General features: G+C 67.7%; 20 protein-coding genes and 1 tRNA gene. 7 read left to right on the top strand and 14 right to left on the bottom strand.

Annotation, left to right across the window (positions count from 1 at the left end; translation table 11 throughout):
• Window positions 1-98 precede the first annotated feature (98 nt).
• Together MRBLWH13_RS09025 and MRBLWH13_RS09020 are read left to right on the top strand one after the other, a co-directional pair.
• Window positions 99-1034: an NUDIX domain-containing protein gene (locus MRBLWH13_RS09025; protein WP_341954404.1), complete on the top strand. Its 936-nt coding sequence runs from the start codon at window positions 99-101 to the stop codon at window positions 1032-1034.
• Entirely contained in the window at window positions 1031-1492 is a 462-nt protein-coding gene (locus tag MRBLWH13_RS09020) for a hypothetical protein (RefSeq protein WP_341954402.1), read from the top strand. Before MRBLWH13_RS09025 ends, MRBLWH13_RS09020 begins: the two co-directional genes overlap by 4 nt.
• A 158-nt stretch (window positions 1493-1650) precedes the next feature.
• On the opposite strand, the gene MRBLWH13_RS09015 is transcribed toward MRBLWH13_RS09020, so the two are convergent.
• The 5 genes from MRBLWH13_RS09015 to MRBLWH13_RS08995 are packed head-to-tail and all read right to left on the bottom strand — an operon-like array spanning window position 1651 to window position 5293.
• The gene (locus MRBLWH13_RS09015) at window positions 1651-3105 is read right to left on the bottom strand and encodes a DUF222 domain-containing protein (RefSeq protein ID WP_341954400.1); all 1455 of its coding nucleotides are present in this window, start codon (window positions 3103-3105) and stop codon (window positions 1651-1653) included.
• 38 nt (window positions 3106-3143) lie between these two features.
• Window positions 3144-3530, bottom strand: coding sequence for an RNA-binding S4 domain-containing protein (locus MRBLWH13_RS09010; protein ID WP_341954397.1), 387 nt, complete (start codon window positions 3528-3530; stop codon window positions 3144-3146).
• Window positions 3530-4195, bottom strand: a complete 666-nt coding sequence (locus tag MRBLWH13_RS09005) for a lysoplasmalogenase (protein ID WP_341954395.1) — start codon at window positions 4193-4195, stop codon at window positions 3530-3532. The genes MRBLWH13_RS09010 and MRBLWH13_RS09005 overlap by 1 nt, the downstream gene beginning before the upstream one ends.
• A 37-nt stretch (window positions 4196-4232) precedes the next feature.
• A complete protein-coding gene (locus tag MRBLWH13_RS09000; RefSeq protein ID WP_341954393.1) occupies window positions 4233-4688 on the bottom strand; it encodes a hypothetical protein in 456 nt (151 codons plus the stop codon).
• A 20-nt stretch (window positions 4689-4708) separates the two neighbouring features.
• On the bottom strand, window positions 4709-5293 hold the full coding sequence (locus tag MRBLWH13_RS08995; RefSeq protein WP_341954391.1) for a GNAT family N-acetyltransferase: 585 nt from the start codon (window positions 5291-5293) through the stop codon (window positions 4709-4711).
• Between the two features lie 118 nt (window positions 5294-5411).
• Between MRBLWH13_RS08995 and MRBLWH13_RS08990 the strand changes: the two genes are divergently transcribed.
• Together MRBLWH13_RS08990 and MRBLWH13_RS08985 are read left to right on the top strand one after the other, a co-directional pair.
• Window positions 5412-5485, top strand: a tRNA-Pro gene (locus MRBLWH13_RS08990).
• A 111-nt stretch (window positions 5486-5596) separates the two neighbouring features.
• Window positions 5597-6313, top strand: coding sequence for a hypothetical protein (locus MRBLWH13_RS08985; RefSeq protein WP_341954389.1), 717 nt, complete (start codon window positions 5597-5599; stop codon window positions 6311-6313).
• Here the strand turns inward: MRBLWH13_RS08985 and MRBLWH13_RS08980 are convergent.
• Genes MRBLWH13_RS08980 through MRBLWH13_RS08960 form a run of 5 tightly spaced genes read right to left on the bottom strand, consistent with a single transcriptional unit; the run spans window position 6310 to window position 8585 of the window.
• Complete coding sequence (locus MRBLWH13_RS08980; RefSeq protein WP_341954387.1) at window positions 6310-7488, bottom strand: site-specific integrase; 1179 nt, start codon at window positions 7486-7488, stop codon at window positions 6310-6312. The genes MRBLWH13_RS08985 and MRBLWH13_RS08980 overlap by 4 nt on opposite strands.
• 25 nt (window positions 7489-7513) lie before the next feature.
• Window positions 7514-7819 (bottom strand): hypothetical protein, encoded by a 306-nt coding sequence (locus MRBLWH13_RS08975; RefSeq protein WP_341954385.1) that lies wholly within the window; start codon window positions 7817-7819, stop codon window positions 7514-7516.
• On the bottom strand, window positions 7816-8100 hold the full coding sequence (locus tag MRBLWH13_RS08970) for a hypothetical protein (protein ID WP_341954383.1): 285 nt from the start codon (window positions 8098-8100) through the stop codon (window positions 7816-7818). Before MRBLWH13_RS08970 ends, MRBLWH13_RS08975 begins: the two co-directional genes overlap by 4 nt.
• Window positions 8101-8103: 3 nt before the next feature.
• The gene (locus MRBLWH13_RS08965) at window positions 8104-8307 is read right to left on the bottom strand and encodes a hypothetical protein (protein ID WP_341954381.1); all 204 of its coding nucleotides are present in this window, start codon (window positions 8305-8307) and stop codon (window positions 8104-8106) included.
• A gap of 14 nt (window positions 8308-8321) precedes the next feature.
• Complete coding sequence (locus MRBLWH13_RS08960) at window positions 8322-8585, bottom strand: hypothetical protein (RefSeq protein ID WP_341954379.1); 264 nt, start codon at window positions 8583-8585, stop codon at window positions 8322-8324.
• Window positions 8586-9070: 485 nt separating this feature from the next.
• Between MRBLWH13_RS08960 and MRBLWH13_RS08955 the strand changes: the two genes are divergently transcribed.
• The gene (locus MRBLWH13_RS08955) at window positions 9071-9238 is read left to right on the top strand and encodes a hypothetical protein (protein WP_164481734.1); all 168 of its coding nucleotides are present in this window, start codon (window positions 9071-9073) and stop codon (window positions 9236-9238) included.
• A gap of 67 nt (window positions 9239-9305) precedes the next feature.
• Here the strand turns inward: MRBLWH13_RS08955 and MRBLWH13_RS08950 are convergent, their stop codons facing one another.
• Complete coding sequence (locus MRBLWH13_RS08950) at window positions 9306-9581, bottom strand: hypothetical protein (RefSeq protein ID WP_341954376.1); 276 nt, start codon at window positions 9579-9581, stop codon at window positions 9306-9308.
• Between the two features lie 65 nt (window positions 9582-9646).
• Complete coding sequence (locus MRBLWH13_RS08945) at window positions 9647-10132, bottom strand: MarR family transcriptional regulator (protein ID WP_341954374.1); 486 nt, start codon at window positions 10130-10132, stop codon at window positions 9647-9649.
• A gap of 166 nt (window positions 10133-10298) precedes the next feature.
• Between MRBLWH13_RS08945 and MRBLWH13_RS08940 the strand changes: the two genes are divergently transcribed.
• Complete coding sequence (locus MRBLWH13_RS08940; RefSeq protein ID WP_341954371.1) at window positions 10299-11105, top strand: VOC family protein; 807 nt, start codon at window positions 10299-10301, stop codon at window positions 11103-11105.
• 32 nt (window positions 11106-11137) lie between these two features.
• Here the strand turns inward: MRBLWH13_RS08940 and MRBLWH13_RS08935 are convergent, their stop codons facing one another.
• Window positions 11138-12727, bottom strand: a complete 1590-nt coding sequence (locus MRBLWH13_RS08935; protein ID WP_341954369.1) for an amidohydrolase — start codon at window positions 12725-12727, stop codon at window positions 11138-11140.
• Window positions 12727-13965, bottom strand: coding sequence for an MFS transporter (locus MRBLWH13_RS08930; RefSeq protein ID WP_341954367.1), 1239 nt, complete (start codon window positions 13963-13965; stop codon window positions 12727-12729). Before MRBLWH13_RS08930 ends, MRBLWH13_RS08935 begins: the two co-directional genes overlap by 1 nt.
• Window positions 13966-14148: 183 nt before the next feature.
• On the opposite strand from MRBLWH13_RS08930, the gene MRBLWH13_RS08925 reads away from it, so the two are divergent.
• Window positions 14149-14751, top strand: coding sequence for a TetR/AcrR family transcriptional regulator C-terminal domain-containing protein (locus MRBLWH13_RS08925; protein ID WP_341954365.1), 603 nt, complete (start codon window positions 14149-14151; stop codon window positions 14749-14751).
• The last annotated feature ends 271 nt before the right edge of the window (window positions 14752-15022 follow it).

The following is a 15022-nucleotide window of genomic DNA, read 5'->3' as shown; positions in this document are numbered from 1 at the left end:
CGATGCGAGTGCTCCGGAACTGCCGTCCGCCAGGGCGGCTGTTCCCGCATATGACCCGCGCGGATGCCGATACCCGGATGCTGTGACAGGCTGAAGGGGTGACTGTCGTACCTCCCGCTGCCGGTGAACCTCGTCGCCCGGACGGGCCGCGGAACCCTGGTGATGCCTGGGTGATCGCGCCGTCGGGGGAGAAGTACTGGGGGCGCTTCGGTGCGGCCGGGCTGCTCGCGTTCGACCACGAGCGCGGGATCCTTCTGCAGCACCGGGTCTCCTGGAGCCATTTCGGCGGAACCTGGGGTCTGCCGGGCGGTGCTCTGCACGCGGGGGAGAGCGCGATCGTGGGCGCAGTGCGCGAGGCGCAGGAGGAAGCAGGCGTGCCGGACGGCTCGGTCCGCCCGCGCTTCACGAGCGTGCTCGATCTGGATGTCTGGTCGTACACGACCGTGATCGCCGACGTGGTACGGCCGTTCGAGCCGGTGATCAGCGATCCCGAGAGCGTGGCTCTCGAATGGGTACCGGTGGACGAGGTCGATTCACGTCCCCTGCATCCGGGGTTCGGCAGCGCCTGGCCTACGCTGCGGGAACTGCTCGACGTGCGGCCGTCCCTTGTCGTGGATGGTGCCAACGTCGTCGGTTCCGTGCCGGACGGATGGTGGAAGGACCGTGCCGGTGCCGCGACGCGCCTCGCCTCGCGTCTGGACGGGCTCGCCGTGCCGGCGTCTGGCCTCGGCATCGGCGGAACGACCTGGTTCCCGGAGATCGCGCTCGTGGTCGAGGGTCGCGCTCGTGGGATCTCGGCACCGGAGACGGACGAGTCCGCCCCGCTGCTTCCGTCCGGTGTGGTGTCGGTGGTCGAGGCGGATGCCGCCGGTGACGACACGATCGTCGCCGAGGTCGAGCGTCGAGTTCGCGCGGGCCAACGCGTCGTGGCCGTGACGAGCGATCGCGAGCTGCAGGATCGAGTCTTCGCGGCCGGGGCGTCGCAGGTGCAGTCCGCAGGATGGCTGCTCGGCACCCTCGACGCGGCGCCATGAGCCGGAATCGGGTTCCGCCGTCGGCTGCGGATCGTGTGGGCGATGCGATCGGCGTCGGCGCCGCGATCAGCGGAACGGTCGCGGTGCACCTGGCCATGTTCGGTGGTGACAGCTACTTCCCTCTGCGTTTCCTGTTCTTCCCTTTCGGCAATGCGATCGCCTTCAGCGCCTTCTGGATCTCGGTGGTGCTGCTCGTGGTAACCATCGTCCGCGCGACCCGCGCCCGTGCGTGGGATGTTCTGAGCTCCCGCGGTGGACCGCGCGATGCAGCTGCCCCCGGATCGGTGACCCGTCGTGCGCTGAGAGCCGCAGCGATCATCGCCGCGCTCAACGCGCTCTTCATGATCGTGTTCGTGATCGGAGCCGTCGTGGCCTTCGTCGTGATCTTCCTCATAGCGGCGGCACTCATTGCGGCCTTCTACATCGTGATGAAAGCGACCGCGCCCTCGGCGAACTGAGTCGAGGCAGGGCAGCGAAGCGCCGTGGGCCTGTGCGGCTGTGCGTCTGTGCGTCTGTGCGTCTGTGCGGCTGTGCGGCTGTGCGTCCGCGCGTTCTGGCGCCCCCGGCCTGCCGCGGAGAGAGTCGCGCCGTTCGTCGTGAATGTCAGACGAACATGTCAGACGAACATGACTCGTCGACGGGGTGGGTCGGAGTATCTGCGGCCGAGCGGACTCGTCCAGGTGACCGTCCCATCGGAGGTCTGCCGGGCGGTCCATCGGTAGCGTTCATCGATGTCGGGGTGCTTGAGCGAGTGGTGTGTGGTGCAGAAGTGGCTGAGATTGTCGACGCGTGTCCGCCCGCCGCGCGCATGGTCGTGGTTGTGGTCGATCTCGCATCGGTGCACCGGCATCCTGCACCCAGGGAACCTGCAGTGCTCATCCCGCGCTCGGAGGAACCGCTTCATCTGCTCTGTGGGGGAGTATGCGTCGGTTTCGGTGACCAGCCCCGCCGCGTCGAGGAACAGGCGCGCCCATCCCGTGCAACGCCCCGCGAGCCCGCGGGCGACATCGGGATCGAGTGGCCCGTGGCCGTCGAGTTCGGCCGGTCGATCGTCGTCTCCGGTGAGAGTGCTCGCGGCGACCGTGACCTGGATGCGGGCCGAGATGTTCTCGAGCCCGGTGCCGTTCGCTTCACTCGGGTCGGCGGCGAGCAGCAGGTCGGCGAGGACATCTGCGCGGATCTGGTCGAACGTGCGGGTGTCGCGGGAGAGATGCTCGATGTCGGGGCTGGAAGGATCGGTCATCGGGTCGATCAGACCAGCGAGCGGATCGAGGACGAAGGTGCCGTCGGCAGCGATGACTCCGGCTTTGAAGTACGCGTCGTATCGCGGATCATCGGGGGAGAGGTCGGAGAGGCGCAACGAGTTCTCGGTGTCTTCCAGCGGGTCGAGGATCGGCTCTCGCTCGTCGCGAGTGCGATCGATGTGTCGTGCCATCTGTGTGAGTCGATCGGAGATCGCCACGGCGACCCACTCGGGCAGAATCGCCGTGAGGGCAGCCAGGCCATCGCCGACGGACCTGACGCTGACGCAGCGTTCGGCTTCCGCCCGGCGCTGAGTCTCGACGACGGTCTCGCCTACGAGGCCGGCCGCGACCTTTCGAGCGTGGGACTTCGTGCGCGACGCGGTGTCGTGCTCGGCGATCACGAGCACTGCGGACTCGTAGAGGCCCATGGTCGCGGCTTCCACGCGTCCGTCGCGGATGGCGTCGTCGACGATCTCACTGGCTCGCACGATCTCACGGACATGGTGCGCAGTGATCGAGCCGGCGGCGAAGGATGCGAAGACGGCAGGCAATGACAGTGACAGGGTGCGGGCGTCGGTGAATGCGTACTCGATCGAGCCCTTGGGAATGTGCCCGGCTGCGGAGTACTCCGCGATCATCGAGCGATAGATCGCATCGCGGTGGTGTGGGCTCTCGGTGACGTCACGGTTGTGCACGCCGATGCGTTCGACGAGGAGCGCGTAGGACTCGGCCTCGAGGGCAGCGATCCGACGCCGCGTGTCGACCCACTCATCGAGCAGGCGACAGCGCTCCTCGAGATCGAGGTCGAGATCGGTGCGCTGAGCCATGCCTCCAGTTTAGAAGATATGTTCGAACTGACACAGGGCTAGCCGTGGAATATACCGTCATCCTCCGCGCTGCGCCCGCGCAGCCGGTCGATGTCCCGTCGCTCGCGTTTCGTGGGCCTGCCCGCCCCTCGATCGCGCAGTCCCAGCGCCGCCTGCGGCTCGCGTTCCGGAGTGCGGTCCTCGTACGCCAACGCGGCGAGTGGAGCCCCGACGCGCTTGACGAGCAACTGGCGGACGAAGAGGATCCGGTCGAAACCCGCGATGCGCACGCGCAGTTCGTCGCCGATCCGGATGTGCTGCGCGGCCTTGACCTTCTCGCCGTTGACACGTACATGCCCCGCACGGCATGCAGTCGTCGCGGCGGAACGCGTCTTATAGACGCGGATCGCCCAGAGCCAGCTGTCGACCCGTGCGGCATCAGCCATCAGGCATCTCGCTTTCTCAGTGCGATCAGCGCGCCCGCGATGATCAGTCCCTGCCCGATCGTATAGGTCGCCATGATCGCGGGGTTGCTCCAGGCGGGGAGCGAGTCGGGGAGGAAGAGGCGGAGCGCCAGCAGCGTATCGCTCGCGAGGAACAACGCACCGCCGACGGCGACGAGTGGGCGACACCGGGTCGAGAACGCGGCGGTCGCGCCCAGGACGAGCCCATAGACCGCGACGGCGATGAGCAGTGCTCCTGCGTGCGGGCCGAGAAGGGCCAGCATCGCGACCCACCATGCGGCGTAGACGAGAGCCCACCACGGCATCCGTCCCCGGCCGAGGTATCGGACGAAGAGGGCGATGTATGCCAGGTGTGCGATGCCGAAGAAGAGGAGCATGAGCGGCACTTCGGGAGCATCGGGGAAAAGCGCTCCCGCGCTGTCGCCGAGCCAGGAGAACGCGACGGCCGCGAGGAGCAGCGCCAGAGCGGCAGGTGAGCGGATCATGCGCACCGATACGAGCACGGGGATCGCGAGCAGCGGCATCAGCAGGAACTTGCTCGGGCCTGCCGCCGGGCTCTCGAGAGCGAGCAACGCCACATGGATCGCCGATACCGTGATGTACGGGATGAAGGACCACAGGGGCGGGGCGGACGAGCGGCGTTGCATCCACCCATCGTATGGCGGGTGATGCAGACGCCTGCTGTCAGGACTCGACGGTCACCTGTGTGATCTGGCCGTCGGTGCCGAGATGCACTGCGGGCCAGTAACCCTCGGGGAAGTGCTCGCCGCACGAGTCGATGAAGTGCAACACGATGGTTCCGTCGGCGGATGCCTCGAGGGTCTCGAGGGTGAGATCGGAGGCGGCGTCGTCGAGCTCGTGCTGCTCCGGCGTCCCTGTGCTGAACGCCGTGACGATGGCGTCGGAGGCGAGGCGTCGGAGAACCGCGAGAGCGGCGACGGTCTCGTGGACGTGGGGGAGCAGCGCGCTCGCCTCGTCCGAGTTCGTGCCCTCGATCATGAGGTCGAGGGGCGCGCCCTGAACGACGGTTCCGCCGGCATACCAGTCGTGAGTGAGGACCGTGCCGTCGGTGAGCTCGGTCGTCGCGCGGGTGAGGGTGCCGAGCTCGGGGTCGTCGATGGTCGGATGCTCTTCGCTCATGCTCCCACGCTAGTCGTCGCTCACGCCGTCAGCTCCAGCGTGACGAGCGTGCGACCGGGCTTCATCGCGGTCTGCTCCCCGAATCCCGCCGCCAGGAATGTGCCCAGCGTGCCGTGGAACAGATCGTTGGTGCGCTTCTTCTCGCCTCGGGTGTCGACCGGGTAGCCCTCTATGAGCCGCGCTCCGGATGTACGCGCGAAATCGACTGCGGCGCGCAGCAGCTCGTGGTTGAGTCCTGCCCCTCGATGCTCGCGGCGGACGACGAAACACGTCACCGCCCAGACCGAATCGTCGTCGAACGGCTCGGCCGTGGCGGCGGCGATCATGCGGGTGCGCGGAATCCGCGCCTGCATCGAGCGCGGTCCGATGCGGATCCACCCCGCGGCCTCGCCGTCGACATAGGCGATCAGGCCAGGAGGCGGACCCTCGGCGATCTCGTCGCGGAGCATCTCCGTTCGCTGCGGAGTCGTCGTCTCATGCCAATCCTTGTTCGTCAGCATCGGCCAGATGCACTGACAGCTCGCACCGTCGCCGCCGCCGGTGAGCGCATGCTGCACGTCATCCCATCGGGCGGCCGTCGCCACCTCAGTCGTGATCGTCACCATGCATGCGACCGTACGCCGGGCGTCCGACACCCCGCAACGCCCGGCGGGCGCTCGGTTCGCGGAGCACGCGCGAGTGGGGCTAAGATAGGGGAGTTGCCTGCGCGAGAGTGCAGAACAACGGGCTGTGGCGCAGCTTGGTAGCGCACTTGACTGGGGGTCAAGGGGTCGCAGGTTCAAATCCTGTCAGCCCGACCGAGAAAGGCCCGGAAACTCGCAGGAGTCTCCGGGCCTTCTGCATGTCCGGGAAACGCCAAGGGCTCCAAAAGGACTCCAGTTGTCCACAGCCTCTGCCAGGATGATGGCGTGACCACGCCGCCTCTCGACATCGCCGAAGCGCTGGACTCCGTTGCCAAGGTGCTGGGCGTTCTCACTGCGACAGTCGCCGTGGTCACCGCTCTGACACAAGCCGCGCTACCATCTCTGCTCCGGCGTCGGGAGAAGTGGATCCGCGAGGCGCTGAACGATGAGCCTGATGAATCGCGGGCGGCATTTTTGCGAGAGCTGCACGTAGAGGTGTCAGCCAGCATCGTTGCGGGGATGCTCGTGCCGGGCTGGCGATTCCTCATGCCTGTGTGGCTTCTGTTTGTCGGCGTCGCGCAGTTCTTCCTCTGGACGCGGAACTCGCCTGAGTGGTGGTCGGTCGTGCTGGCTTTCCTCGCTTCGCTCGTGGTCGTCGCGATCCCTATTCGGCGCGCGATCCGCCTGTTGTGTGAGCGAGCGCGGATTGCATACGAGTACCGAGCAGATCCGAGAAACATCCAGAGGCCGCGACTTGGCTCGCTGAGCCAGGCCGAAGGCGGAACACGACGTGAGTTCTGGCTGGCGCTCATCGCGGCTGGTTGTGTCAATCTCGCCTCGGCCGGAGTCGTCGTTTGGAGCAAGGAGCTCGTTCTCGCTGGACTAGTCATGATCTTGGTCGCGATCGTCGTCTTCGTTGGCTGGTGGGACATGACCCACCGCTACATCCGGTCCAGGAAGACGATTTATGGGCCGTGGTCGACTGCTGACCCGACGCTCTAGCCTCCGATCTGGCGCACTGGCGCAGGCGAAGTCCCAGCCGAGATGTGTGCCGAGAATGCAGCTCGGTGTGCGCTGAAGTCGCGAGGGCGGACGTGGGCGTAGACCCCGTCGGTGATGGCGTAGCTGGCATGGCCCATCGCCCGGGATAGCTCGTGCATGTCAAGCGCGCGGGACTCTAGCGCCAGCGTGGCGAAGGTGTGGCGAAGCTCGTGGAAGTGCAGGCCGTCGAGTCCAGCGCGGGTAGCGGCAGGCTTGAACGTGTAGCGATAGAAGCCCTTGGGGTCGAAGGTGTGCTCATAGCTGAGCTTGTTGTGTCCTGGTACCTTCCCCGGCCACAATCCCGCCTCCAGGTCGTCGCGGTGCGGGTGCTGGCGCAGGTACACGCCCAGGTCGTGGAACAGTGTCTCGTCCAGGATCGGCACGTCTCGCACGGCCCGCGCGGTCTTCGGGGTGCCGAGGACGTAGCCCTTGCTGGTATGCGTCATGTTCCGGCGCACCTGCACCTCACCCCGACGCAGGTCGATGTCCCGGATGCGTAGTGCTGCTACCTCGCCAATGCGCAGCCCGGTCAGAGCGCCGAACCGCACCAGCAGGTCGTACGGCGGCTGGGCCGTTAGTTCGGCGGCGAGACGGTTTACCTCTTCCACCGAGAGGAAGCGCGCCTCAGCGGTGTCGGCCTTCGGCTTCGTGACGGCGATACAGGGGTTGAACGGGATCAGCCGGTGGGCGTAGGCGTAGGAGAACACCTTGCGCACCACCTTGTACGTCCCGAGGACGCTCGTCTCCGTGCGCTGCTCACCGTCCGCCTTCGGCTTAGTTCGGACGTCCGCGAGCCAGCCGTCGATGTCCGCGGCCTTCAAGGTCGAGATGCGCCGGTTTTCGAACGCGGGATATGCGTGCACGCGCAGTGCGATCTCGTACCCGTCGAGAGTCTTCTGCTTGAGGTGAGCGCTCGCAGCGATCATCGCTTCCGCAGCCTGCCGGAAGGTCTTCGACCGGCCGGAAAGGTGCTCGGTCGAGTTGCCGTCTGCAAGCTCGTGCTCGATCTTGTCGCGATGACGTTCGGCCTCGCGCTTCACGTAGAAGACCTTCTTCCGGAAAGTGCCCGATTGTGGGCGCCAGTGCACCGTGTAGGCGGTGCCCTTCGACGTCTCCTTGGTGGTGATGTGTGCCATGTCGTGCTCCTTGGTGGGGGCGGAATCAGCGGGTGTGACGGCGCGAGTCGGGATACTCGCCGGGGAGGGCGCGGGCGAGTCGCTGTGTGTAGTCGAAGGTGCCGGCCTTCCAATGCAGCTCGCGCTGGGTCTGCCAGATGAACTTCCCCCAGACGCGGATGCGGCCGTGCTTGCGGTTGATCGAGACGATGAAGACGGGGCACTCGTCATCGATCACGATCACGTCGCCGGGTTGGAGGCGCTGAGCCTCGACGGGACCCGTTGCGGGGCGCAGGTTGTATTGCGTGCCGAGCGTCTTCCGCGGAGGGAACGGGCGGTGCACGGGGATCACTCCTCTGGAGCCTCGGGCACGGCGCGGAAGAAGGTCTTGTCCAGGGCCAGGTAGCCCGAGCGCCCGATGGCCCAAGCGGGCAGGGTCACGCCGAGCAGGTTGCGGACGACGACGCGGACCATCGGGGGCGAGAACGTGGCGGCAGATGGTTGCAGTCGGACGACCTCGACCGGGTGGCTCGGCTCCTTGGTCTGGAGGTTGTGTCGGGCGAAGATCAGGTCGCCGACTTCGAGGTCAGCGACGGCGACCGTTCCGCCAGGCGCGTAGGTCTGCTGGGGCATGATTCAGTCCTTCTCGATGAGGTTGGCAAGGTTGGCGAAGGTCTCGGCCGCGCGGCGCAGCTTCGCCGGGGCTTCCTCACGCTCGGTGTCGGTGAGGGTGCGCTCTGGCCCCATGTAGACGGTCGCCAGTGCAGCGGCATCAACGACTTCCGCTCGGAGGGCTTCGACGACGCGCATCGAGTGCGCTTCGTGATCGGTCATGGACATGTGGTGCTCCTAGTTCAGGCGGCGGGTGCCGCTGTGGTGTCCTTGGTGAGGTTGGTGACGAGGCGCTTGTGCACCTTTGCGACTGTGTTGACGGTCCAGGCCTCGAGCAGACCGACGGTCCCCAGTGGGATGCGGTCCTGCCAGAGGAACTTCTGACGATGGGACCTGATGTCGGCGGCGAATCGAACAATCGCCCTCGCGGGCTGGTTCTCGCGCAGAAGAAGGCCATCCGTGCTGGGCGGGAGCAGCTTCTCTCCGCCACGCTTCGCCTTGCGCATCTCTGCCGTGGTGCGCTCTTCCCAGGCTCGAAGCCATTGGCTGGGGACCGCTGGGCGTCACATCCTGGCTCGCAGCGAGGGTGCCTTCAGAGTGGGACGCCGACCAGAACAACGCGCAATAGGGCTGCGAAGGGCTCCGAAAGGGCTCCAACGACGCCTGACGTAGCTTCCCGAGTGCTCACGTCGCCTCTCCCGGAGCCTGCCAAAAAGCCCGGAAACACGGGGAGAGGCGGGAAGAGGCGAGAGCTGTCGTCTACCCCGGAAACCGGGTCGGGGCTGCCTGGGGGTCAAGGGGTCGCAGGTTCAAATCCTGTCAGCCCGACCAGTAAGCCCCGGAGAATCGCAAGAATCACGCGGATCTCCGGGGCTTTTTCCATACCCGAGATGCTTCGATCTCCACAGCATCCCGATTCCGCCGCCCGTCAACCCCCTCCGCCGATCGGGCACCCGCGCGTAGCGTCGGCCTCTCCGACAGAGGAGATGCAATGAGTGATCTGCAGAACACGCACGGAACATCCGGCGGCGACGACGAGGCGGACACCGCCTCCGGCGGCGCCCCCGAGGAGTCGACGTCGAAGAGCACCGAGGAGATCCTCGAGGACGAGACCACCGACGACGACGGCAAGCCGCTCGAGAACCCGTCCGGCGGCTGACTGGAACTCAGATGAAGACCCCCATCGGGCCTCCGGGTCAGGTGGGGGTCTTCTGATGCGGCGGCGGTTACGCCGACCGCACCGTCAGCATCCGCCAGCCCTCGGGCACCTTCGCCCGGAGTGATGCCATGTCGTCGGCCTCGATCTGCTCGATGCCGTCGACCCGCTTGAACGTGCCCATGGCCTCCATCTTCGCCTCACCCTTGAGCATCCGTACGGGGGCCGACGTCAGGTCAAACCCGGGCTTGCGGTGCTTTTCGAGTTCCACCAGCACCTCTGCAAGAGTTGTCCCGATCACATCGACGGTGCTGGACTCGACGGGGCGGATCAGAGCGATGAGCATCGTCCCAGCCTATGGCGCGATCTCACGGCATCCGGGTGCCGCACCGACGCTCTGCGGCCGAGCATTCAACGAGGTACAGGGGAGCGATGCTCTCCATCCGTGAGGCGCGCGGTGATCGCGTCCGTGATCTCGGCGAGCGACTCGAGCTGTGCGGGCGTCAGCGCATCGATCACGAGCCGTCGGGCCGTGTCTACGTGACCGGGCATCGCATGGATCAGCTGTCGTCGCCCCTCGGCGGTGAGGCGGACGTTCGTCGCGCGCTTGTCTTCGGGGCTGGGGAAGCGGTCGATGATGCCGCGGGTCGCGAGCCGGGTGCACACGTGCGAGAGCCGGGGGAGCGTGGCGTTCGTCGATGCGGCGAGCTCGCTCATCTGCAGAGTGTTCTCGGGCGCGAAGCGCAGGGAGGTCAGCACCATGAACTCGAAATGCGTCAGGTGCGCATCCCTCTGCAGCTGCGAATCCAACGCGACGGGAAGCAGCTGAGACACGGCGATGAGTCCGAGCCAAGCCTCGGACTCGCGCTCGTCCATTCGAGGAACCCGGAATACCATGGGCTCATCGTACGTTACTTGTAGCGACAATTAATTTCGACGACGGCCCGATCTCGGGCCGAACGGAGCCGATCATGACAAGCACGATCGACGCCTGGCGCGCCCCGGCCGTCGCCACGGCAGGGTCCGCACCCGATGGCGCGCGCATAACGCGGTCGAGCTGCTGGTGCGCGACCTCGACGCGATGACGGGCTACTACCAGCAGGCCGTGACCCTCGACATCCTCGACCAATCCGGGGCGACCGCGACACTCGGTCGTGCCGGCGAACCGATCATGCGGCTGCGCCAGGAGAAGGACCTTCCGACGGCCGATCCCCGTGCCGCCGGGCTCTACCACACGGCGATCCTGTTCCAGGATGAGTCACGGTTGGCAGCCGCCCTGCTCTCGGTGGCGCAGCGCGCCCCGCAGACGTTCACGGGGTCGGCCGACCACCTCGTCAGCGAGGCGTTCTACTTCACCGACCCCGAAGGCAACGGTCTGGAGCTTTATCACGACCGTCCTCGGGAGCAGTGGCAGGTCGCGCCAGACGGGTCGGTGCACATGGACTCCCTCGCGCTCGACCCGAATCAGTTCCTCCGGCGGTGGCTGGCGCCGGATGCCGTGGACGCCGGCCAGACGGCCACGATCGGCCACGTGCACCTGCAGGTCGGCGACATCCCGACGGCCCGCCGGTTCTACTCCGACATCCTCGGATTCGACGTCACCGCTGCCCTCGGCGACTCGGCGCTGTTCGTGTCCGCGGGCGGATATCACCACCACATCGGCATGAACACCTGGCAGAGCGCCGGAGCAGGACCACGCGCGGCCTCCCTCGGACTCGGCGACGTGCGCGTGAGCGTGCCTACTCGCTCCGACATCGACGAACTCGCCGACCGCCTCTCGTTCCACAGCATCCCGTCGGAGGACGACGGGCGTACGCTGCGGCTGAGCGACCCATGGGGAACCCGGCTGGCGCTCACGCCGGACAACTGACGGAGCTGATCGCGGGCTCCTCCACCTCCGTCTCAGGCCTCGTACGCCGTGCGTCCGGCGATCACCGTCCGCACGACCCGCGCCGTGAGCAGGGAACCGCTGCCTGCCGTGAACGGATCGGTGTCGAGCACCGCGAAGTCCGCTGCCTGACCGACCGCGATGCGACCGCGCCAGGCGCCGTCGCCGATCGACGCCGCAGCATCGCGGGTGGCGTGACCGATCGCGCGATCGAGCGGCAGCGCGAACTGCGGATGCACGGCCGACACGTGCGGGTCCAGGGCCGACGCCCGCGTCGCGGCGACATACATGTTCGCGAGAGCCTCATGCGGTGCCGTCGGCGCATCGGTCGAGAACGCGAGCAGCGCTCCGGCATCCTCGTACTCCGGCCATGCGAACGCGCGATCGGCGCGGTCGTCGCCGAGCTGCGCGGCCCAGTTCGCGAAGATCGCCGGGTCGGCATGCACCGGCTGCATGGATGCCGTCACGCCGAGGCGGGCCATCCGCTCGGCCGTCCCGGGCGCCGCGTACTCGAGGTGCTCGATCCGGTGGCGGCGCGGGCGGTCGCCGTTGACGGCGATCGCATGCTCGATGGCGTCCAGCGCGAGGGTGCTCGCCTCGTCGCCGATCGCGTGCATCGCCACCTGCAACCCGGCGGCATCCGCCGCTACGACCACCGGCAGCAGGCGCTCGGAGGGCCAGATCGGAGCCGCGTTCGTGCCGTCGGCGTAGGGCGCCCGCATCGCGGCTGTGCACGCGTCGATCGTGCCGTCGAGGACGAGTTTGATGCCGATCACCCTGACGCCGGTCGTGTCAGTGTCGGCGAGTCGCGTCGCCTCAGCGACCTGAGCCACGTTGGCCTCGTCGTCGCCGGTATTCGCGACGAACCAGTGCGCGGCGATCCGCAGCGGCTGCCCGCCCTGCTCCGCCGCTCGTCCGAGCGCGTCCAGGGCGAGACGGTCGAACGCCATGTCCACGGCGCCCGTCACCCCCGACGCGAGGTAGGCGTCGACGACCCGCGCGACGGCGGCATCCCGCTGCGCGTCCGTGGTCACCGCGTCGCGGTGGGCCCAGGCATGCTGCTGCGCCGCGGTCTCGTAGAGCATCCCGGTCGCCTCGCCGTCGGCATCCCTTTCGATCCTTCCGCCGATCGGATCCGGTGTGTCGCGGGTGATACCGAGGGCGCTCAGCGCTGCCGAGTTCACCCAGCAGGAGTGATAGTCGTTCGCGTCGAGGTAGACCGGGATGTCCGAGACGACGGCGTCGATCATCGCGGCCGTCGGTACGCCACCGGGTATCGCGTCGAAGAGCCATCCACGTCCGCGCAGTTCTCCGTCGGCGCTCTGCCGCGCCCGGCTCAGTCTGCTCTGGATCTCCGCGAGCGAGCCCGCGTCGGTGAGGCCCACCTGTCCGAGCGCCTCGCCCATCATCAGCAGGTGAGTATGCGCATCGGTGAAGCCGGGGAGCACGGTGCGGCCACCGAGGTCGACGGTCTCGTCGACAGGAGGCGCGTCGGCTGCTGCGCCGACGAAGGCGAACGACTCCCCGTCGACGACGACGGCATCGGCCCAAGCGACGTCGTCGGCGGTGAAGAAGCGGGCGTTGTGGAACAGGGTGCGGGCCATCAGAGGGACTCCCGAGCGGTCGTGGCGGCACGCTCGAGGCGTGTGGAGAGGAGGGCGATCGCGCTCGCGGGCACCGCGAGGACGAAGCTCGCGATGCCGAGGACGACGGCGAATCCCTGGAACCCGAGAACGCTCACGAGCGCGGCGCCGATCACAGGTGTGAGTGCCGATCCGACCAGGTAGACGGCGAGGAGCGGTCCCGACCAGCGACCGTCGGCGTCGAGTGCCGCCGAGGTCGACACGAAGTACATGAAGGCGATCGCGTACACGGTGTTCCAGGCGATGAAGACGACGATGAACGCTGTGGGGTCGGTTGTGAATCCCTCGACGATCTTGAGCACACCTCCGGCGAGCAACAGCACCGCGAGCGGCACCGCTCGACCCAGCCGGGATCCGACGATCATCAGCAGCACAGACCCGACGAGTCCGCCCGCCGTCGCTCCGCTGAGCGCAAGGCCGAGTCCTTCCGGTGTCAGCCCCGTCTGTTCTGCGCCCATGACGCCGGCCATGGCCCAGAGCGAATCCTCACTCGCCGCCCACAGCGCGAACACGACGAGCAGACCGAAGCCGGCGATCGTGACCGTGCGCGAGCGCGCGGGGGAGAGTCGGACCGTGCCGGTCGGCGGCACCTCGATCGGCATCGCTTCGGCCACCGCAGCCGCTGCCCGAGGATCCACGACTGGTGCCGCCGGCAGCCACGCCGAGACGACGAGACCAAGGATGCTGAACAGGGCCAGCGCACCGAAGACGTCGATCGGGGCCAGGCCGACGAGGGGGATGACCGCGAGGACGATCGTGATCACGCCGCGGTTCGCGAGGCCGTTGAAACCCGCGACGCGGTCGGGGTTGCGGAAGGCGGCGAGGGCAGCGCCGGATGCCGCGACGGCACCGCCGGCGCCCGCGCCACCGAGGAGGAGCGCCGGAAGCATGAGCGGGGGGACGAGGGCGGCCGCGGCGAAGCCGACCGCCGCGATCGAGAGGCCCGCCCGCGCGACGGTGCGTCGGTGCGCGCCGGCGCAGAGCGGCGCGATGGCGAGGCCGGTGACCGCAGTGAGCAGGAGAGTCGCGGTGACGAGCCAGCTCGCGGCGAGCACGTCGATGCCGAGACCGGTCTGCGCGGCCGTGATCATGTAGGGCGACAGGTTGACGCCGAGGTAGCCGGCGATGCCGATCGCGAAGGTGGCGGTGGCGGTGGGCACGCGAAGCGGGACTCGGGTGCTGAGGTCGATGACGGTCATGAATCTCCCACGGAGAGGGGGCACGTCGATGTGCGCGGAGGTGATGCCGGAGTGCGTCGGGTGTGGCACGATTCCGTAAACGAATGGTGTTCGTCAACGAATGATGTTCACTATTATGCACAGGAGGGATGCTGCGGGGAAGGCCTTTCTCGCCACCCCACCGGATCAGAGAGCGAGCGTGCGATGCCCAGGCCGTCGAGTCCCCTTCTGTCGCCCGAGATCATCGGCGCGGCCGGCCTCGAGCTGTCGAGGGCGGGAGAGCCCTTCGGGGTGAATGCGATCGCCCGCAGGCTGGGCGTGCGCCCCTCGTCTCTGTACAACCACGTCGACGGCATGGACGGCATCATCGAGCTCATGCGCGGCAGGCTCATCGAGGACTACCGCGTCGAATCGCGCGACGAACCCTGGGATCGGTTCCTCGTCGAACTGCTCCGGCGGCAACGGCGCATGTACGCCGACCACCCGGCGCTCGTGCCTCTGCTGATCGGCAAGACCATCACCCACCCCGCGGTGATCGCGGCCTATGACGACCTCGCGACCGTGCTCGTCGAGGGCGGCTTCCCCGACGATGAGGTGCTCACGGTGATAGCGGTCATCGACGCCTTCGCAATCGGCTTCGGTCTCGACTTGGCTTCGCCGGACGAGGTGTGGGAGCCCGGGGAGGGCACTCGCACGCTCGGTCGGGTGCTCGAAGGGTCAGAGCGCGGCACCGCCAGGGCCGACCGCACGTTCGAACTCGGTGTCGGTCTGCTTCTCGACTCGCTGCGTGCGCGCCTCGTGCGCTGAGCCGGATCGGAACGGTGGGTGGCGGGCGGCATCCGGCGTGCCTTCGTCGCCGCGAGCACTGAAGTCGCGCCGGCGGGCGGCCCGCGTGGCCAGGGCGGCCCGGGCACCTGGCAACTGGCGTACTCTGAGGACAACAGCGTCGGCAGCCCGTAGAGCGGGTCGTTGGTCGATGACCGGATCCCCCTCGGGTGATTCCGCGGGAGGTGCCGATCGGCAGACGTCTCGTCGTAGGACCGGGTCGGTACCCGGTCCATCGCGGATGGGATGCGCA

It is taken from the genome of Microbacterium sp. LWH13-1.2 (genome assembly GCF_038397735.1).
Taxonomy (GTDB): domain Bacteria; phylum Actinomycetota; class Actinomycetes; order Actinomycetales; family Microbacteriaceae; genus Microbacterium.
Note: the sequence above shows the minus strand (reverse complement) of the source record. Positions and strands in the feature narration are given on the sequence as shown.